Raw genomic sequence first — 21,112 nt, 5'->3', positions numbered from 1 at the left:
TAAAATTAACTCAAATTTGTAGTTTTAATGACTCAAAAATTTAGTTTCATGTCAAATATTCAAAATAACATAAAGTTCATCAGAGAACGCAAAGGATTATCTCAGGAACAGTTTGCAGATGAGCTTAACTGGACAAAATCAAATGTTGGTTCTTATGAAGAAGGGAGAGCTTCGCCTTCCATTGAAAAACTAATTGGTTTATCAGATTACAGTAAAATTCCTGTGGACATTTTAGTTCGTAATGATTTGAGGAAATCCAATTCCACCTCATTCATTGAAGTTGGCAATCAGAGAGTCCTTTTTCCTATTCTGGTTGATGAAGACAATGAAAATTTAATAGAAGTTGTACCTGTAAAAGCTTCAGCTGGATATTTAGCAGGATATGATGATCCTGAATACATTGAACAGTTGCAAAAAATCAAATTACCCTTCTTACCAACTGGAAAACATCGTGCATTTCCAATTAAAGGCGATTCTATGCTCCCAATGAAAGATGGTTCATTTGTCATAGGTCGTTTTGTTGAAGATATCAAAGACATCAAAACTGGAAAAACCTATGTGCTTGTGACTTTAAATGATGGGATGGTGTATAAGCGTGTTATTAATAATATTGATTTGAATAATTCATTACTGTTGATTTCTGACAATAAAATTTACAATGGATATAGTGTTCCTATCAGTGAAGTCTTAGAAGTTTGGGAATTCACGTGTAGCATCAACACCCAAGAATACAGTGAAGAAGAACTGAAAATTAGTAGCATTTTAACCATGTTCAATGATTTAGGAGTAGAACTTAAAGCCTTAGAAAAACATTTAAGATGATCTACACCATTATTGATGTTGAAACCACAGGTCACAGTAATAGAATTACTGAAATTTCTATTTTTAAATATGATGGAAAGCAAATCATAGATGAATTTACGAGCTTGGTAAATCCTGAAATGCTTATTCCCGATTATATCACAGCGCTAACAGGAATTGACAATTTAATGGTAGCGAATGCACCCACTTTTAAGGAGATTGCAGAAGACATATTAGCAATTACTCAAGACACTATTTTTGTTGCACACAATGTCAACTTTGATTATAATGTGATACGTAATGAATTTAAGTTAGTAGATATTGATTTTAGAAGAAGAAAGTTATGTACTGTAAGACTTTCAAGAAAATTGTTACAAGGACATCGATCGTATAGCTTAGGAAAATTATGTAATGATTTAGGAATAGAGATTACAGATAGGCATAGAGCAAAAGGCGATGCTGAAGCTACAGTTGTTTTGTTTGAAATGTTATTAAATCAAAAGGACTCTGAAGCTGTATTCAGTAGTTTTTTAAAGAAATCATCCAAAGAAGCCACCTTGCCTTCACATCTTCCAACATCTGTTTTTAATGCGATACCTAATAGTCCAGGCATCTATTATTTTAAAGATAAAAAAGGTAAAATCATATATGTTGGTAAAGCTAAAGACTTAAAGAAAAGAGTTCTTAGTCACTTCTATTCTAAGACAAAGAAGTCGCTTGATATGTGCCGAGAAACAAGAGATATAGACTTTGAATTATCTGGAAGTGAACTTATCGCATTACTCATGGAAGATGCCGCCATTAAACATCATTTTCCTAAATTCAACCAACAAGCTAAACGCACACCAAAAAACTATGGAATATTTAGTTATGAAGATAGAAATGGGATTATGCATTTAGCTTTTAATACTCTAAAATCTTGTCCGAATCCCATTAAAATTCTTCAAAGTTTGAGAGAATGCAGGTCGTTTTTAGAAACTCTGTGTTTACAATATGATTTATGCCCTAAGTATTGTCATTTACAAGAAGGTGTTTCACAATGTTCTCATTATAAAATAAAAACCTGTAAAGGTGTTTGTGATGATTTAGAGTCGTTTGAAGCTTACAACAAGCGTGTTATTGAAGCTATTAATACCATTCAAAATAATACACAATCTAAAGTCATCAAAGAAAGAGGCAGAACTAAAGAAGAAGCTGCTTTTGTACTTATTAAAAATGGGACTTATTTAGGTTATGGATTTATTGATCAAGCTGAACAAATTAGTTCTGAGGATGAGTTAGAAAACTTTTTGATTCCTCAAAAAGATAGCTTGGATGTTCAAAGGATTTTATATAACATTTTAAATTAATTAATTGGTTGGTTAGTATATTATCATCGTATAATAATAGTATGTTATTTAATCTATTAATTAATATACTAATTAGTAGATTATTTAGTTCATTAAAACGATTAAATCCTGGATTAAAATTAATACCTACTAATATTAATCCAACTAACCGGTTTTACTAGCTACTCAGCACTATTATTAATTTTAATTTAGTATTAAAATTAGTATCTAATTAATAGGTACTAATATTAATTAAACTAACTGCATTTTTTAATTAAAAAATGTATTAAAATAATACCTATTAAATTCCACAATTTAGTATCTAATTTATTCGTCATTAATCCTCAAAATTTAATTAATTATGATTCTAAAATAATACAATGAGCCGAACCAAAATCCGTGATTTTTGAAATATCTTAATTTTTGTAAAATTAGCATTTTATTAATTTTAATATATTGAGGTTTAAGATTTAGGTTCGGCTTTTGGTGTTGTTTGAACTTTGTATTCTAATTTACTATTTAAGTAAATCGAGGATTTGCAAGCCTAAATCTTGGTTTAATTCACTTCCCTTCATAACCTCAACAAAACCCATTTTACACTGATGATCAATTCTATTATGATTGTGTTGTTCTAATTCTTCATCCCAACGCTTTAAATAATCATCTGTTTTATAAGATTTAAACTTATTTTCTTTGGCTTGACCAGGATATAATAACAGTGCTCTTTCCGCATCCCAAAAACGACAATACGCATACATCTGTCGCAAATCACCAACAGAAGCTGAGCTCTTATTCGGGCGCTTCCATTTTGTATCAATAATAAAAGTTTGATTATCTTTTCTTAAAACCACATCTGGTCTTAAACTATTGCTGCCCCAAAATGATTTTGACTCTTGACCAGATACTTTTATTTTAGTTCCATTACAAGCCTTTTGCAATTGCTTTAAAATATAAGTTTCCCATAACTCATTCATATCAAAAAGAAGCGATAACATTTTCTCTTTACCACTACTGATATCTGGTGAATAGTTTAAAATTATTAGTCGTGCTAATTCTAAGGCATCACTATAACTACTCGATTTGCGATCTAAAGAAATATTATTTAACTGTTTAGATGTAATTGTTTTATTATCTATTTTTGGAAAATTTATAAGCACTCTATTGTTTAAATCATGTAAACGTGTACCCTTAGTGAATTGATCTACAATAGTTAGCGCTTTGTACAAAATCTGATGTAACATGTGATTACTATCGTAGACTTGATGTGTCGTATAAAAACGCTCTTTATGCACGGAGTTATGTTTGATGTGTCCAGCAAATTCTAGCTTACCTTTTAAAGCTTTAGTGTTGTGAGTTTGTTTTCTATATTTTTTAATAAGGCCTTTTCTTACTAAACTTTCCACATGGTGTAAATACAATTCAAAATAGACTTCTAATAAATTAAGGTGTTGTCGTTTTACATTTGCTGCTCCTGAAGACTCTGCTTTAAGCTTACCACAAGCCTGTAGCATTTTTAGAAGTACACCCTTCCACTTCCTGTCATCATCATCTTTATCTGCTTTAGGATGTATTTCAATGGTTAAACCATCAACTTGTATGACACCAACATATTGATTGAATTTAATTCCTTTTGCAATGGGCTCAAAGTAATTACCATCATGGTATTCGTTAAGTTTTAAAAGCGCGTCCAAATGAGTTTGCTTAAAACTCTGTTCACCAACATACAAACGTTGATGTTCAAAAACGGATATGGTCTTTTGAGATCGCAATTAGTCGTTTTCTGTGTCTTCTATTCGGCCTAGTAAAAGCTTGACAGCTTCCATAATTGTGCTAGTAGACAGTTGCTTTAAAACAAAAGTTGGGGTTTTAAAATCATTAGCATTCTCGTAATCGAAACTGGCAAAATCTATAATGTCATTTTTAATTTTCTCCACGAACCCTTTACCAAGAACCAACCCTATTTTTCCATAATCTCCATAAAAATACTCTTGTAATAAAGGCACAATTTTATTTTTAAACGTATTTACTAATTTTTCTTTTGTATCTACTCCCACAAAATACGAATGACCAATAGTGTGATCTCGATCTATTAGTAACTCGATACGTTGATTTATTTTTTTTAAAATATCAGAAAGCAAAATACCGTCTACCTCTTCATCTTCTATAACATCCAAATTTGGCATCATCTCTCTAAATTCGAAACGACGACGTAATGCCGTGTCTAATGCTTCAACGCTTCGGTCTGCTGTATTCATTGTACCATAAATATCTAAATTGGAAGGCACACCAAATTCTTTTTTAGAATAAGGTAATTTAATTTTCAATTCGTTTTTGGCACCAAGCCGTTTGTCGGGTTCAATTAGCGTAATCAGTTCTCCAAAGATTGCAGAGACGTTACCTCTATTTATTTCATCAATAAAAATGGCATATCTATTTTCAGGATCCTTTTCAGCTTTAGAGCATAAGTTTTTAAATACGCCATCTTCAATAGTATAGCCTAAATCTTTACTATCATCAACATCAACTTCTGGTAATATAGGTTTGATTCCTTCAATAAAATCTTCGTACGCAAAAGACTGATGGAAGGTTACAAAATCATAATGCTTAATTATAGTGTTTGGATTTGCTTTAAAATTATTTACAGCATCTAAGGTCTCATACAATTCTGGTGCTTGCTCTTTTAATTCTGATTCTATTAATTGCCATGATTTATCCTCATTTTTATCAAAAATAAGAGGCACTTGCCTCTGGGCATAAGCCACTGTTATAGATTCGGCAATTGTATGCATTTGTAATGTTCCCCAAAGTGTTGCACGAACATTCTTAGATTCTGATAAGCTTGCCTTTTTTGAAACCCACCTATTTTCTAATATTGTATTGACTCTGGAAGTCCCCATTTCTATCAAAGCTATCGCTGTAACTTGCCACCAGGTTAAACTAGAAACAGTATCTTCAAAATACTTCTCTTTTGAAATCGAAGTTTCTTTTATGGTATACTTATCAAATAAATGCTCTTTTAAATAGAAAGTTTTACCTGTTCCTGGTGGACCATAAAAAATTTGATTTGTTGCATCAATCATTGTGTTTTCTGTTTTACTTGATGAATCAATTCCAAAAAGGTAATTTTCAAATTCAGAATCATTTGATTTAGAATAACCTGATTTTTTTGTTTTATCTAATACTGCTCCTATGGCATCAATCACTGTTCTCCATTCTTCAACATCAAGAACAAGTTCATCTAAATAACTATAATACGTTTTGGGTGACTTACCAGCATATTCTTCACTATTTTTAAACAGTTTCTTTGTTGAAATCAATCCAAAATTCTCTTTGTTTTTGGAAGCATATACATTTGCACAATATTTTTGTCCTACAATAAAATTTAGACTGTACCCTCTTACACTGTAAACTACTCTTGGATCATTTGGTTTTAAATCCATTGATTTGATAACTGATCTCACAAAAGTTATATACTCATCAAAAATAGCAGGATCTAATTTTGCTTTTGTTTTTGCAAAAGAATTTCCTTCATCAAATTCATTCCAGTTTAAAAGGGTGTTATACTCTTCTTCTGTAGCACTAAAGTTTGTCCCCTGATTACCTCCGTTAAAATTTAAGAACACAGGATTACCTATTACCTCATCCTTCAAAATTGGGTCATCAGCAAAATGTTTAATTATCTTAATTTTTACCCGATCTGTAATTACAGCATCTTGAGGACTAACATAGTATTGTTTTTCAACATCTTGCAAGTCAAACACTTCTACATCAGAAACTACTTCTGCCAAGGCATAGCAACCTGACTCCATTCCAGTTTGCCAAAGTATCACCTTATCTCCAATTTTGATTCTATTCTTATGTGCAGCTACTTTCCAACTGTTAACATGACCAGCTTTAAGAGCTTCTGTTAAATTATAAATATCGGGAGAACCTTGAAAAAGCCAAAAATTGACCTCAACTTCTTTTTCTAACATTTGATACAAGATGTCCTGTGCTAAAAGTAGATGATTACTACCATCATAATATTCTGGAATATACTCCTTAACCTGATTAATTAATTCTTGATCTGTTTTGATATAGTTTTCAACCAAATCATTAATTAACGTTAAATAGTGAGCATATTTTTCATTCTTTTTAGCTTGCTTTATGCCTAATATTTTACAGTATTTTTTATAAAATGAATATTTATAAAATGTGTATTTTTCAGGATTTTGAAATGTCAAATAAGTTGCAATAGTTCGCTCATCTTGGTGGTGCTGTAATGTTTCACCTAAGCTCCTGTAAAGGGCTAAGGATTCTTCATTAAATCGTTTAACCCTAGTATTTAATTCAATACTTTCATCAAATAGCATTTTAAAGAGAGATCTTACTTCTTCAGGCTTTTCAATAGCTAAATGCTTTAGAACCGGTTTACTCATTGCATAAAGTAAATTGCTATAGTCTACTGACTTTAATTCTTCCCACAAATTTTGAACATTGAGATTTGGCCTTCCTTTGTAGTCACTTAATAATTCCCACTTGTAACGTTCATTTTTTAACTGTGTTTTTATAATATGCTTTTTGTAATTACTAATAATAGTTTTAATTGGATCGGTTTTTTGTATCACAGATATTCCATTACGCTCAAAAGCATTAAAACAATCTGTATTTAACCCTCCCTTGAAATACCTTTCTATAATTCTACCTTCGGCATGATAATTTGCATATGCCATAATGGCTTTAGGAGGATAAGCCTTTCCTTCATACATGACATCATATGTAGATGAAGGTCCAAATCCATTTGGATAGCCTTTTTCTTCAAAGTCTTTAATGCCTTGTATTATATGTTCTTTAGTTACTTTGTTAAATAGCATAAATATTATTCTTCTAAAATAGGGTGTGATAAACTGGTTTTTCCATTTGAAGGTTTACCAGTTTTATGACAATAACTTTCTGGGTAATCAGGGTTTTCAAATAATGCCCAAGTACGATATGCATTATAACTCATAGGGCGATCTGGATTAAAAGGAATTTCTTCTCCAGTTCTTATACAATAACCTATTATTTTTTCACTTTTACTCTTAGTTTTGATTTTATTAATAGAAGCATCTTCATTACCTTCATGAATATCGATTTGCAATGTTTGTCCACATTCAGGACAGAAATTATAATGATCTTCTAGTTTCGACTCACATTTAGAACAGAGGGTTATCCTATTTTCCGTTTCGTTTATTTGAGGCTTATCTTGATAAACAAATTTGTTAGGTATATCTCTTATAAAATCTGAAACTGCACCTTTTTGAGATATTAGATACAAATAATCTTCTGCCCTAGTCAAAGCCACATAAAACAATCTGCGTTCTTCTTCCAGCAAGAGATCGTAATCTGTTGGTTTTATAACTTGATATATTTTGTCTTGTAACCATGGATCTGGAAATCCGCCTTTATTGGAGTGTAAACCTAGAATAAATACTACTTTAGCTTCTAATCCTTTTGCACTGTGAATGGTTTTAAATTGTATTTTATGACCACTACCAGTAAGTGCTTGCTTTAAATCTGAAGCCATAGCAGACCTTCTATAAAGTACTAATATTTCTTCTGGACTTATGCCGTCTGCAATATGTTTTTCAATGGTTTCCCAAATGAAGGAATTGGATTGACCTTCTTGTTCTTCATAAAAAATTTTTATTTTTTGTCCACCACGTTTAACCGCTTTGATATCTTTTGGTATCTGAAATTTATTTTTCATGATAGCCTCTGTTGATGCACTTACAATAGAATCTGTGCTTCTGTAATTTAGATTAAGTGTTAGTACTTGAGAGTTTGTAAAATGCTTTTTAAAGTGAACAATGTATCCAATTTCAGAGCCTCTAAATCCATAAATACTTTGCCAATCATCACCAACACAAAACAGTTGCGTTTCTTTTTTAGTGAGCAGGTTAAGCAATTTAACCTGCAAATTATTGACGTCTTGAAACTCATCTACTAAAATAAATTTATACTTATCCTGATATCTTTCTCGAATGTTCGGATACTCCTCTAATAACTGAATACTCTTTGTTAATAAACCGTCAAAATCTAAATATGATCTATTGATACAATATTCATTAAAAGCATTTATAATTGGAATTGCCAGTTTATAGAACATTCGTACTCTTTCAAATTCACTTTTTGAAGCCTCATTTACAATTTGCTCTACTGGTTTTTCAGAATTAATAATTTTGTTTCTTACCTCATTTACCTCCCTAAAGAATCGTCTAATTTCCTTTCTAAAGTTTGAAAACTCTTCATCGTAATGTAAAACCGTTGCTGAACTTAAGTCATCACTGATTCTTCCTTTAATAACACGGTCTAACACCTTATTAAAAATAGCTGAGTTATGAGTAGCCTCATCAAAAGTTTTAATACAGGTATTACCAGCTATTTTCATTTTTCCTTCTTTCCAGAACGAAGGATGGCTTTTATTACTAATATGCTCTAAATAGACATTAGCTTGTGGAATAAAAAAATCTGGATGAAAAGTTGAACTACCAACCTTTACCTCTGGTTCGTAAACATAGTCTATACTATTACGATATAACCAATCTGCAATAAATTGTTCTGATTTGGAGCGTACTTTATCTCCTTTTAGGCAAGTAAAATATTTTCCTTCTGGTCTAAATTCTTCCTTTGCTTTGGTATCATGAATAAAGTCTACAAAATAGTCTAAAATGTAACGCTTTAATTTTAAAAGAAACTCCTTATTTTTTGAAAGGCCTATTGTTACCTTTTCAATTATATCGTTTACTGTTTCCTCTGCAGAGTTACCAATAAATTCGTTATTCCCTTTATTATCTGATACTATTTTGAACCTATTGTCGAATACATGGACACCATCTGTTTTTATTATTTGGTAGCAAAGACTATGTATAGTTTTTATAGTTAACCTACTTAACCAAGGGAACTTATTTAAATAATTTTGTCGCTCTTTATTTCTATCGACTAAGCTAATCCCTTTGGTCTTTAAAAACTTTTCATAATAGCCAGTTTTATCAGCAGAGGTGATCATTCTATCCAACATTTCATTAGCAGCATTTTTAGTAAACGTTACTGCAAGAATGTTTTTAGCATCAACAAGCTTGTCATCTATTAAGTAATTAATTTTATGAAGCAAAGTTTTTGTTTTTCCAGAACCAGCACCCGCTAAAACAAGAAGGCGATTACTTTCTGAAAGCACAGCCTTTAATTGCTGCTTGTTTAATGTTGATAAATCTGTTTTGGTTGATAGATTTTTCATTAATTAATTCATTTTTTTGTAATTAAAACAAGGTGTTATTATCAGGAATTTCCCTTTTTGCATCTTCAGTTCTATAAATAGCTCTGCAGCTAGGACAGTAAAGATAGTATAGATAATAATATTTCTGATCTGTTTTATTTTTTGGAATATTAGCATGTTTTTTTATGACCTTAACCTTACATTTTTTACAGATATCTCCTACTTCTTTAATATTATTTTCTTGATAATCTTCAATATTTTCTAAGTAATCTAGATACCCTTCATCCTTCACTTTATTATCTGAATTAACACCTAATTTTGCCAAATAATCGCAGCGTTCATTCTCTAAGTGACCTGCATGTCCTTTTACCCAATTTAACTTTACCTCATGCTTCTCTGTAAGCTCTAATAATCTTTTCCAAAGGTCTTTATTGAGGGCAAACGCATTTTTCTTTCGTATCCAATTATTTTGTCTCCATTTCTTTGCCCAACCTTTTTCTATGCCATCCACAACATACTTGGAATCTGAATAAACTGTTACTTTTGCTGGTGTTTTTATTCTCTCTAAACCAAAAATTACAGCCATTAGCTCCATTCTGTTGTTCGTTGTCAACTCAAATCCTTCAAAAAATTCTTTTTGTCTTCCTTTATAACTAAGAATCACACCAAAGCCGCCTTTCCCTGGATTGGGCTCTGCACCACCATCGGTAAACAATTCTATTTCTGGGATTTCTTTGGTTTCCAATTTCTATATTTTATCAATGTACTTACAGAATAGGATTTTTTAATCATTTCATTCTTAGCTCGATAATAAGCTTTTTTCATTTTTCCTTGGCTTGCTTTCCAATTCTTTTCCTGTTAAAAATGTACTCATAATTAGGTTTAAAGACTAGGTATTATAATTTTTAATATTTTCTTCTTGCTCAAAAATCGCTAATTAATTCCTACTCTATTTTAATAATATCAGTTTTGTTAATCATATACTCGGCATAAAATCTTAATTACTAACAATAATTAAAGCTTCGTAGTTTCTGACATTCGCTTCATAGTATCAAAAAATGCAATCTTAAAAGCATCATCTTTTGCATAAAGTCTATAAAGATCTAATTCTTGTTTTCGTTGTTTTGACATCACATCGTCTAAGATTTTTTTGAAGGCTAAATCTTTATTTTGTTCATCGGTATTCTCAACGACTTTAGTTTGAAAATCGGGATGTGCTTGTATGGATTTTGTTAAACTGATAAATTTGACGCGTTGATCCTCTGGTGTGGCTTCCCAACCTTGAAACCAACGTTCGTTGAAGCTTTGAATAATTAAATCTAAAGGATCCCTTTCCTCTTCACTGCCATGAGCACCTCTTGGATTGGGGTTTTGTGGGTTCACTTCACTTTCTGAAGCGTCCAATTCAATTGCTTCATTTAATCGAACGCGTTCTAAACCATAAGTAGATAAATCTATCGCTTCTAATAATTCATCCAATCCATCTATATCAGTAGTTTTAACTGGTAACTTCGGAATTAAGAATTTTAAAAACCAAAATAATTTTTCCCAATTCAAGACTTCAAAAGGCATAATCGCTGCCATTTGACCATAGATTTTCACGAATTGTTTGGCTTTAATTTTAAAGTCTGCTTTCTCGTCGTCTTCTAACTCTAACTCATGAATAAAGCGTTCAGAAGCGTGCTCTATAATAGGACTTAAAACTTGGGCATCTTCTTTATTAAAGAACTTCTCATTGAAATCTTCAACCTCGCTCCATTCATAGACGCCAACATCATCTAATACTTCTTTCAACTCATGTAATACATTAACATCAGTTGCTTCACTTAATGATGTTGCTGTATAGAAGGGGTCGAACGAAGCTTTTATGTCAGTGGTAGAATTAAAGAAGTCTAATACAAATAAATCTTCTGTTTTCTTTCCTAGTTTGTTTGCTGCTCTATTCAACCGCGATAAAGCTTGTACAGCCAAAACACCTTGTAGTTTTTTATCAACATACATAGCACAAAGCTTAGGCTGGTCAAAACCTGTTAGATATTTATTTGCCACCACTAAGATTCTATACTCATCTTCATCAAACTTATCTTTAGTATCTTTTTCTGAAAAACCATTCATTTCTGCTTCTGTATATTCTATACCATCTACTTTTTTAGGACCAGAGAAGGCAATGGCAATTTTAAACGGATTACCCTTATGATTTAAAACACGTTGTAACGCTTTGTAATACCGAATAGCAGATTCAATACTCTGCGTAATGACCATTGCTTTTGCTTTTCCTTTAAGTTTTTTCTTATTAACTATGTTAGGAATAAAATGTTCCAATATAATTTCAGCTTTGGTGTCAATAGTCTGTTGATGCTGTTCTACATAGGCACGCAACTTTTTTTGAGCTTTAGTAGAATCGAACAACGGATTGTCTTCTACAGACTTTTCTATTTCATAATAACTTTTTAAGGTCGTATAGTTGGCTAATACATCTAGGATAAAACCTTCCTCAATGGCTTGTTTCATTGAGTATAGATGAAAAGGTTTAAACTTACCATCTTCATCTTGTACACCAAACTTTTCTAATGTAATTGGCTTTGGTGTTGCTGTGAATGCTAAATACGAGGCATTTCCTCGCATTTTACGTGATTGCATTGCTAGTACAATTTTATCTTGTGCATCTAACGCGTCATCTTCATTTATTTGCTGGCCCATAGCCGTGTTCATACTATCGTGAGCAGAACCACTTTGACTAGAGTGTGCTTCGTCAATAATAACCGCAAAACGTTTATCGCTTAAATCGGCAATACCGTCAATGATAAATGGGAATTTTTGAATGGTGGTAATAATTATTTTTTTGCCTTGCTCTAAACTGTCCCTTAATTCTCTTGACGAATATGCTGGTGCAATGATGTTTTTGACTTCCGAGAAATCGGCAATATTTTCTCGTATTTGCTTGTCCAGCAAACGTCTGTCGGTGACCACAATAACCGAGTCAAACAACGGATGTTCCACTCCTCGACTTCCTGGAACATTTTCATTTTCTGGATAGGTTTCAATTAACTGATACGCAGCCCAAGTAATGGAATTAGATTTACCAGAACCTGCCGAATGTTGTACTAAGTAAGTTTGCCCTACACCTTTTTTGCTAGCATCGTCAATAATTTTACGCACGACATCCATTTGGTGATAGCGTGGAAAAAACAAAGTCTTGGTTTGTAATGCATCTTTCTTTTTACCATCTAAACGCACAAAATGCTGAATAATATTAGCTAAACTCTGTCGTGTAAACACTTCATTCCATAAATAATTGGTTCTGTGTCCTACGTCTCCTTTTGGTAATTCCGGATTGCCTTTGCCATGTTTGTTCCCTTTATTGAAGGGTAAGAAAAAAGTGTTTTTGCCATCTAATTTGGTAGTCATATAAGCTTCATCGGTATCTACCGCAAAATGAACAATGCAACGTGCAAAGTTGAGTAAGGGCTGTTTGGTATCGCGCTTATGCTTGTATTGATGTTGTCCATGTACGCGTGCATTTTGCCCTGTCCAATGGTTTTTTAATTCCATGGTTACGATAGGCAAACCATTATTAAACAAAACAAGGTCTATTTCTTCTCTTGGGTTGTCAACACTATATCGCAATTGACGTGTTACACTAAAACGGTTTTGCTGAAACCTATCCTTTATGGTTTTACTACTACTAGCTAATGGTAACTGGTAGAACAAGGTAAAATGAGCATCATCGACTTGTAAACCTTTTTTTAGCAGATATAGAATTCCATACTTTTTAACCAAACGGTCATAACGATTTAGGATTTTTAATTTCCAGTCGCTTTGCTTTTGTAGTTTTTCCAATTCTTCTTTTTGGGTGCTTTGTAAAAAGTCCCAGAAGAATAGCTCGTCTATGGCAAACTGTGCGTTAAAATAAGATGGCTGACCAATATAATAGCCTTTACCTGTTCGGTAAATTTCTGCATTTTCATTTACTGAATCTATAGTAAAACCCTGACTTTTCAGTTCCTTTAAAAAAGTCCCTGTTAGGTGTTTCTCTATCGCTTCTTCTAGAGCTTGTTCGTTGGTTTGGCTATGCATGATTTATTAGTGTGGTTTTTAAATTTTCTATAAAAGCTTCAAAATTATTTTCTTGTTTCCTAATCCTTTCTTGTGGAATATGTCCTCGAAATTCAATTAATTTTGCATTCTCTTTTATTACTTCAAACTGTTGATTCTCTTTTATTAACTTTTCAAAATTGTCACCTAAATCAACATTAACATATATATCATTTGATAATTCATCAAATGATATATTCTCTTCTATAATTTTATTTCTTGCCTTATAATCAGCAACATTTACTGTAATCACAGCATATTTATCTTTATTTTTTGCGCAGCATTCTACTTGCCTTTTGCTTAATGCAACAATACCATCTGAAGCCCATCTAGATTTTACTTCTATATAATAAATTGGAATACCAGATTTATAAATAATAAAATCTTGACCATTTTGTTCCTCTATAGTTTCTAATTTTTCATCTGAATCAGATTGAATAATCTTAATAGTATCAGCCAGATCCTTATCTAATTTATTCTGAACAAGATTTTGAATATTTAGACCGATTTCATTTATGTATTGTAAATGATTATTTTTTCTTGCTTTCTCTCTTCCTTTCTCCTTTCCATCTTCAATTAAACTTTGTAAGTCATCTATTTTTGCCAAATCTCCCAAAAGCTCGATAGTTTCTTCATTTTTAGTAAGAATAGAAAATAAGCTTGACCTTATCTTCGCGTTTTTAAATTTGTACATCAGAATTTCTTCTTTCACTACATTTATATTCCGTAGCCATTCTCCCCAAGTATTTGGCTTTTCTGAAATCTTCTCAATTAAACTTAATAACGTATCAATAGTACCTAATTGCACAGGTATAAATCTTTTATCACTATTAAGTGAGGTTTCGATTTCTTCCCCTAAAATTGAACCACTTACAAAACCTGAATGTTGCAGAAATTCTTCAAAACCTTCTATTATTAATTCATTACGCACATTACTATTTGTGATTTCATCAAATTTGTTTTTGAATTCATCATCTTTAACATTATCTCGTTTTAATTCATTTTGTGATTTTAAAATGAAATTTTGATTAGGAAAACACACCAACTTATGTAAAAGTTCCTCTTTAAGGTTAGTGTTTTTGAACATAATCGAAACAATGTTTTTTAAGTCTAATATATGCTCAGATATTTCTTTATCTGACAGATACTTTAAATATAAATGTGCTAATAATTTAATAGCAGGTTGGTAATTAATATTAACTGTAGGGTCTGATAATACGTTAGGGCTATCTTCTATTGCAAATACTCTTTTATAAAAACTTGCAACATCAATGTTAAGCTGCGTTTTCTTATTCAAATCAACAAATCTTGTGAGCGACTCTATCAACATAGCAAATCTTATTTTACTGAAGTTAGAAGAATCTCTTTCTTTTAAAATATCATCAATTAGTTCATTACAATATTTACTAAAATTGTCTTTAAACTCCTCTCGGTTATATGTATTTATATTTTCAAGAAATTCAAACTCTTCATGAACATATCTTTCACTAATTAAAACATTAATATTATCTACTATTCGAATTAAAGAAACTTCTTTCACATCCCAATTAACAAGACATTCAAATGATTTAAAATCACCGTGAATATTTGGTATTAATTTTAATCGGTTCAGTAGTGAAACATCTTCTGATATTTGTTTAATAAATTTTTGATAAGATATTTTTTCATTTATATAATAATAGTTTCCTCCACTTTCTTTAACTATAATTTCAGCTATACTTTCTAAAGTTAATACATCAAACTTTTCATCAATATTTTTATTCCAATTGTTTACATTTTTACTTAACTCACAAAATACATCAAATGATGGAAGATTGTAAAATTGCTCAAGTAAAGCATAACATGATTTTATTAAATCTATATCTAAAGTTAAAATTGAGTCATCAAAGTAATCGAATGAGTTTAGAGAATAATTTTCTTTATTAACAACTATCTTTTCTAAATTCCTTATTTCATTTATATACTTTGATTTGAGGGTTATATTGAATTGATTATCGTCGTCTTTAAATTCAATCTTTGCGACATCTAGAATTGAAATATGTAAATCATTTTTTATTTTTTTCAATACCAAATCAAAGCCTAGCTCTAATAGTCTATGATTATTTTCTACATCTAACTTCAACTCATCATTACCGCTGTCTTGATACAAATAGTCTCGTTCTTTATTTGGCTTGAAATTATTTGCATGAATGATGAAATTATAGCCTGCTTCAACCGTTTCCATCAATGGGTAGAACAAAAATTGTTTTGGAATATCATGAAGTAGATTGTTACTATCTCCAATAATAACTTTAACGTTATATTCCCTATTTTCAAGAATTGGAATTTCAATTGGTACATTATTTTTAGTAATCGTAACCACACCTTTTGACTCTCCAACTCTACGGTATTTATTTTCAAAGTTTTCTTTTAATATATTTACTTCACTTAATTTATTGTTAAAACAGAATATATACGGGATAATTGATTCAATATAATCTAGCATCCTAGTTATATGACTTTTCTCATTACTATTTGCATGATATTCAAACGTTGTAAAAGGTAATGGTAATGCTTTAGTTGCTTCGGTATCATCGCATAAATCTTCTATTAGCTCATCTTGTGCAAGTAACTTATCTGTCAGTTCATCAATACTTGTCGCAATTCTATCTAATTTAAAATTTTCGAGCACCCTAAAAGTGCCATCATCTAATTTAATAGAACCATTAATTTCAATGACTTTACCGTATACATGTGTGCTAATAAAACCAGTACCATATTGACCAAGTTTATCCTTATTGTCTCCATATGATTTACCTACACTAAACTGCTTTATAAGACCACCAAATTCATCATCTTTAAAAGGTCTACCATCATGTTTAAATAATAATCCTTTTTCAGTTTTGAAAATTTCAATAATGCCATTTTCTTCTACAGTATCCAAAGCATTTTGAAAAAGCTCCCAAATCGCTCTTTTTTCTGCATAGTCAGGTTTTATCTCTCTAATACCAGTGAATATTTTGTTGGCAAAGGATTCAAAATGGGCACGTTTTTGTTTATCTCTGTATGTAGCGCACATAAAATTTAATTTTTACTTTCTTGTTTCAACAACCAATAAATTTCATTAAAAAAGCTATCCACTTCTAGCATGTTTTTTAAATCTAATTCATTACGTATTTCTTCAATTAAGAAGCAATAATCTTGATAGTTTTGACCACTAAAAGAGTCACTATGTGCTTTAAAATAAACTCCTGCTTCTTTTTTTAATACGGTAATAGGATTAGAATTTAAATTAGCAAAATGATTTGGTTGAAAAGTCATCATTATTTCGGTTATATAATTTACTCTTGCTCCATGGACATTTTCTACTAAGTCTTTTGCTTCTGTAAACACATCATTTGGCAAGTTATTTTGGTGTTCTTTAATAAACTGCACAAGTCCTCTAAATTCGTTTTTACTATTATAAACGAATCTGCGGTTTCTATACAAACTTCCACTTTTCCAAAAAGCTTTTTGTCCAGCAGCTCCAACCAAAGAATCAATAATTTCTTCAAATCTATTTTGAGTTAATCTATTGCTGTCTGCAATTTCGTTAAGTAGTTTTTTTGCTTCTTTATAATCCTTTTCTCTTTGTTTAAAATCTGCTTTACTTTTAGTAGTTCTATATTTTTTTAAACGCTTTTTCAGTTTTTTATAATCAAAACTATATTCAGAATCCCTTTTCTCTGGTGTTGCTTTTTGGTTTTTTCTTGCTTTAAGTTGTTTTTTGTAATAATCTTCATAACGGTTGATAAGCATTAAATTTAATAAGCTAGCGTTATCTTTAGAAGTTATACTTTTAAAGTATTTAATAGAAGCTTTCCAATCTTTACTAGACGATTTGGTATGACTAACCAAAGACACTTCTTGGTTAGTTGTTAAACCTCCTTTGGTAATATTAGCTGAACCAGAAATTATAATGCCTTTGTCATTATTTTTAAAGAGAAATAATTTAGGGTGAAATACGTTCGTTTTTTCTTGTGCTTTGTCTAGAAACAGATTTGCATGTGCTTTTTTCTCAAAAAGTTTAAAAATGATTCTCAAAGCTTCTGGTTCTGTCAAACCAAAATTTTGCCCAACAATAATGTTTATGGGTTTGTTTGCTTCAATATATTTTTTAATAGCAGGTAACAGTAATTTTAAACCAGACATCTTAAAAAATGCAGTTGCTAACCAAATCTCGTCTGCTTCTTTAAAGCATGCGATTATGTAATCTAGATGATTATTTTTACTATTGTTAGAAAGTAATTTTGTTTTTGCCATTATTTACGAAAGTTCTTCTCTTTTTCTTTTTGGATAGATTGCATAATGAAAACAAATGTTTCCTTAATTAAATCATTTGAATCTACTGTGTCATTTTCATTCAATCTCCAAATAATCTGCTTTGAGTCATTTAAGTCAATTGCATATTCCTTATGTTCTTTAAGTTTAGGTCGTTCATCATCATAATAAATACCATTATCGTTTAATGGCATATAACCATTCCATTTCTTTACACTCAATTTTGCACCTCTAGCAGAATTCCAAGCTACGATATACCAAACAATTGTTACGGTGTAACCTAAAGACATTATTAACAAGCTTTTTTCTCTGGGACCAGATTCTACTTTAAAAGTAAAGTCCGTTTTTTCATTATACTCATAAGCCTTCTCTGTAATTTCATCAAACAATAGTTTTACTGCTTGGTTTGCGTGTTGAACACCCTCTTCTGAATCTATTATTCTATCTAACTCCTTATTTAATTTTTCTTTGGCACTTACTTCGTTTGCAACAGAGATTATTGGGTCATAATATGGGTTATTAAAATCAGGTATTTCTCCAAGTTCTGGTCTAACTATTTCAGGTTTTTCATAAACTAACCTACTTAAGTTAAAAGCATCATTTTCAAACTTAGTATCATCCTTCATTGAATGATAAATTTTTGTTCCTAAATAAGCTGGTGCACTTGTGCTTTTTGTACCTTGCCGTAAGATGGGAATAAACTTGTCGTTTTTTGATTGTAAATCATACAATCCTTGAGAAATAAGTGAATATTCAAAACCAGTTCCTCCTTGTCTATTCTCGGCTCTTTTTTTATAATCTTTAGTTAATATAATTATTACTTTATCAGCTTTTTCTAAACCATTTTCCATGAAATGAGTCAACTCTTTACCAGCAGCCAAATCAAATTGATCCAATATGACATTACAACCAGCTTTTTCAATTAAATAATTTGCGAGCTTTAAAACCCATTCTTTATGCTCATCACTATCCCAAGAATAGGATATAAAAACTGTTAATCTTTCTTTCATTTTATTTATAGTTTATCTGATCTATTTATAACTAATTTAAAAGTCGGATTCCAACCTGCTTCTTTAGATGCAATTGATATTGAATTGTTACTATTCTCACTATCACTTTTAAAATCTATATCAATCTGTAAGCCTTCGCCTAGTATTTCTTTAGAAACTACTTCTATTGGTATAAATTTAGAATTATAGCTCTCTACTTCTTCTCTAGCATAAAGTGTCTCTTTTGCTTTATCTAGCATGCAACAAACTAAAGTTCTCCAAGGTTCACTATTGTGAGGATGGATATCTTCGTAAGTAGGATTTTTAAATTGAGTATTACCCGGATTACGTCTTAAACCTAATTTTTCAATAATTGATACAGAAACTAATGAACAACCCAACTGGTCTTCTGTATATGGCCTATTGCAATTATCTGTTTCTGTAAAATCAAAATCTTGTGCTCTTTCTTTACCATTGTACAGAAGATAAAAAGCTTTGCATCCACTTACCCCTTCTAACAATTTTAATTTATCCCATTGATAACTTCGGTTATTAGCACTATAACCATCTCTTAATGTATCGTATCTATTATTAGATTTTAAAATTTTAGCTTGTAATGCAAACCAACGATATTGATTTTTTGAAGTTTCAACAAAAACATCCATATCGCTACCATAAACATTTTCATCATAGCCCGATTTTGCAAAGACATCAAAATTCCCACTGTAATATTTACTGAATTGTAAAATATCAACCAGAATATCATAGGTAATTCCTTCTTCTCTTAAATTAACTCCTACATCATGGGCTCTAATAATTCTTTTCCAAACTTCTGTTGCTATATTTTGAAATAGGTTACATCTTCCTGAATCGATTAAATTTTGTTCTGTTTCTGTCATAACTATATCTTTTTTCTAACAAACTCAAAACTTGCCAGTTACAAACCCATTTACTAAACAACTCTTATACTCTTTTAAGTTATTTGTTAATGTTTTGAACTGATGGTGGTTTCTGTTTTTTGCTTATTGTTTTTAATTCTTATCAAACTTTAATTCAATTGACTTCAATCGCTTACTCACTCTTTTTTCGTGTTTATTAAGAAAAGATTTAGTACGCCAAGCCCATAAAGGCAAATTTTCAGTAACACCTTTAATTTCTATCATAAATAACCTATGCTTATTAACTAAGTCTCGAATACCAAAATTTATCTGCTTTCTAATTTCTTTCCTTTTTTTAGTACTAATCTTAGATTTACTTTCTAAACGAAGAGACTCGTCTTCAAAACTCACAATGACATCATCACGTTCAACAAGTATATTAACTAGGTTATTGGCTTGAATATCTTCATATAGCCTAAAAATTTTTCTAAACTCGCTAAATTCTTTATCCTCTAATTTTTCTACTGCAAGTACTTTAAGAATCTCTTGGACATCCTTAATAAACTCATGATATGAAAGAATATAATTTGCATAGGCTATACTAATTTGTTCAAAAGAAGGTTTATGAATTGATGTTAACACAATTAATGCTCCTTCATCTTTTTTATAAGCTTCAAAATAATCCGCTTCAGCTTTTTCATAATCGTTATAACTAGAAAGCTTAGGAACGCTATCAGATGAAAGTTCTATTAAGAAATACTTATCTCTATGTCCAACATTCTGCCATTGTTTTTTTACAACACTTGAATTTGTTCTAAATGTATCAGCTAACTTTGAAATAAAATCATGTTTATCTAATGTTTTATATAAAAAATTCGCTTCATCCTGAGCTAGTTCCTCACGACTTGAAACTATTTGGTGAAAGCGTCCCCATTCCAGATTACTTTCGTAACCTTCTTCTTTTAATCTAGTACTGTACAATACATCCGTAATTTCAACAAGAATAGCCCAATTATGGGTATTTCTTGTTCTAATTTGTACTTCTACAACTTTTCCGCTTTCTGGTTCTGTTATGTATATATGAAAAGCTTGATATCCTATTTTTTTTGGGTTTTCAAAATAGTTCCTTACCTGACCTCTTACTTCATATTTTTCCAAGATAAGGTTTACCATTCTTCGAGCTGATACCTCGTCATCAAAAATTATCCTAATACCAGCAACATCCCACATTCTATTTAATTGCATTTTTGGTTTACGAATAACCTTATTTATTATTGTGGATATTCTTTTTAATCTAAATGCGATTATTGCAGATCTTTGAACTGTAGATTTATACTGGGTAAGCTCCTTAAAAATTTTAAACAATGGTTCCGTAAAAGAGAGCCTGTGTGCTTGTAATAAATCTAAATCCTCATCAGAAATATGTTTACCCTTTATATTTCTTAGACGCTCACCTAATCTATTTATATCTCCTCCTGTATACTGCAT

Annotated in this window: 12 protein-coding genes; 2 read left to right on the top strand and 10 right to left on the bottom strand. The window is 30.9% G+C overall.

Annotated features, from left to right (window positions below; translation table 11 throughout):
* The first annotated feature begins 48 nt into the window (after nt 1-48).
* Together TD18_RS06535 and TD18_RS06530 are read left to right on the top strand one after the other, a co-directional pair.
* The gene (locus TD18_RS06535; protein ID WP_040250597.1) at nt 49-822 is read left to right on the top strand and encodes an XRE family transcriptional regulator; all 774 of its coding nucleotides are present in this window, start codon (nt 49-51) and stop codon (nt 820-822) included.
* Nucleotides 819-2,150 carry an exonuclease domain-containing protein gene (locus TD18_RS06530; RefSeq protein WP_040250205.1) on the top strand — a complete coding sequence of 444 codons (1,332 nt, stop codon included), beginning with the start codon at nt 819-821 and terminating at the stop codon, nt 2,148-2,150. Before TD18_RS06535 ends, TD18_RS06530 begins: the two co-directional genes overlap by 4 nt.
* Before the next feature lie 494 nt (nt 2,151-2,644).
* Here the strand turns inward: TD18_RS06530 and TD18_RS06525 are convergent, their stop codons facing one another.
* The 10 genes from TD18_RS06525 to TD18_RS06480 form a co-directional block, all read right to left on the bottom strand.
* Entirely contained in the window at nt 2,645-3,898 is a 1,254-nt protein-coding gene (locus TD18_RS06525) for an McrC family protein (protein WP_040250202.1), read from the bottom strand.
* The gene (locus TD18_RS16635; protein WP_052461069.1) at nt 3,899-6,982 is read right to left on the bottom strand and encodes an EVE domain-containing protein; all 3,084 of its coding nucleotides are present in this window, start codon (nt 6,980-6,982) and stop codon (nt 3,899-3,901) included.
* Between the two features lie 5 nt (nt 6,983-6,987).
* Nucleotides 6,988-9,384 carry a UvrD-helicase domain-containing protein gene (locus TD18_RS06515; RefSeq protein WP_052461068.1) on the bottom strand — a complete coding sequence of 799 codons (2,397 nt, stop codon included), beginning with the start codon at nt 9,382-9,384 and terminating at the stop codon, nt 6,988-6,990.
* A 22-nt stretch (nt 9,385-9,406) separates the two neighbouring features.
* Nucleotides 9,407-10,108, bottom strand: a complete 702-nt coding sequence (gene rnhA / locus TD18_RS16965; RefSeq protein ID WP_206540210.1) for a ribonuclease HI — start codon at nt 10,106-10,108, stop codon at nt 9,407-9,409.
* Nucleotides 10,109-10,377: 269 nt separating this feature from the next.
* Nucleotides 10,378-13,440, bottom strand: a complete 3,063-nt coding sequence (locus TD18_RS06505) for a type I restriction endonuclease subunit R (protein WP_040250200.1) — start codon at nt 13,438-13,440, stop codon at nt 10,378-10,380.
* Nucleotides 13,433-16,516 carry a sacsin N-terminal ATP-binding-like domain-containing protein gene (locus TD18_RS06500; protein ID WP_040250197.1) on the bottom strand — a complete coding sequence of 1,028 codons (3,084 nt, stop codon included), beginning with the start codon at nt 16,514-16,516 and terminating at the stop codon, nt 13,433-13,435. Before TD18_RS06500 ends, TD18_RS06505 begins: the two co-directional genes overlap by 8 nt.
* Before the next feature lie 5 nt (nt 16,517-16,521).
* Nucleotides 16,522-17,739 carry a phospholipase D-like domain-containing protein gene (locus TD18_RS06495; RefSeq protein WP_040250194.1) on the bottom strand — a complete coding sequence of 406 codons (1,218 nt, stop codon included), beginning with the start codon at nt 17,737-17,739 and terminating at the stop codon, nt 16,522-16,524.
* The gene (locus TD18_RS16630) at nt 17,739-18,767 is read right to left on the bottom strand and encodes a toll/interleukin-1 receptor domain-containing protein (protein WP_052461067.1); all 1,029 of its coding nucleotides are present in this window, start codon (nt 18,765-18,767) and stop codon (nt 17,739-17,741) included. Before TD18_RS16630 ends, TD18_RS06495 begins: the two co-directional genes overlap by 1 nt.
* A 5-nt stretch (nt 18,768-18,772) precedes the next feature.
* Nucleotides 18,773-19,645: a hypothetical protein gene (locus TD18_RS06485; protein ID WP_040250191.1), complete on the bottom strand. Its 873-nt coding sequence runs from the start codon at nt 19,643-19,645 to the stop codon at nt 18,773-18,775.
* Nucleotides 19,646-19,777: 132 nt separating this feature from the next.
* Nucleotides 19,778-21,112 (bottom strand): RelA/SpoT domain-containing protein, encoded by a 1,335-nt coding sequence (locus tag TD18_RS06480; protein ID WP_040250188.1) that lies wholly within the window; start codon nt 21,110-21,112, stop codon nt 19,778-19,780.

Source organism: Psychroserpens mesophilus (assembly GCF_000826645.1).
Taxonomy (GTDB): Bacteria; Bacteroidota; Bacteroidia; order Flavobacteriales; family Flavobacteriaceae; genus Psychroserpens; species Psychroserpens mesophilus.
Note: the sequence above shows the minus strand (reverse complement) of the source record. Positions and strands in the feature narration are given on the sequence as shown.

What these genes read in the sequence shown, in the direction of transcription:
- TD18_RS06485 (WP_040250191.1), bottom strand. Translation starts at nt 19,645, where the DNA reads ATGACAGAAACAGAACAAAATTTAATCGATTCAGGAAGATGTAACCTA.
- TD18_RS06515 (WP_052461068.1), bottom strand. Translation starts at nt 9,384, where the DNA reads ATGAAAAATCTATCAACCAAAACAGATTTATCAACATTAAACAAGCAG.
- TD18_RS06535 (WP_040250597.1), top strand. Translation starts at nt 49, where the DNA reads ATGTCAAATATTCAAAATAACATAAAGTTCATCAGAGAACGCAAAGGA.
- TD18_RS06530 (WP_040250205.1), top strand. Translation starts at nt 819, where the DNA reads ATGATCTACACCATTATTGATGTTGAAACCACAGGTCACAGTAATAGA.
- TD18_RS16635 (WP_052461069.1), bottom strand. Translation starts at nt 6,982, where the DNA reads ATGCTATTTAACAAAGTAACTAAAGAACATATAATACAAGGCATTAAA.
- TD18_RS16630 (WP_052461067.1), bottom strand. Translation starts at nt 18,767, where the DNA reads ATGAAAGAAAGATTAACAGTTTTTATATCCTATTCTTGGGATAGTGAT.
- TD18_RS06480 (WP_040250188.1), bottom strand. Translation starts at nt 21,112, where the DNA reads ATGCAGTATACAGGAGGAGATATAAATAGATTAGGTGAGCGTCTAAGA.
- TD18_RS06495 (WP_040250194.1), bottom strand. Translation starts at nt 17,739, where the DNA reads ATGGCAAAAACAAAATTACTTTCTAACAATAGTAAAAATAATCATCTA.
- TD18_RS06505 (WP_040250200.1), bottom strand. Translation starts at nt 13,440, where the DNA reads ATGCATAGCCAAACCAACGAACAAGCTCTAGAAGAAGCGATAGAGAAA.
- TD18_RS06500 (WP_040250197.1), bottom strand. Translation starts at nt 16,516, where the DNA reads ATGTGCGCTACATACAGAGATAAACAAAAACGTGCCCATTTTGAATCC.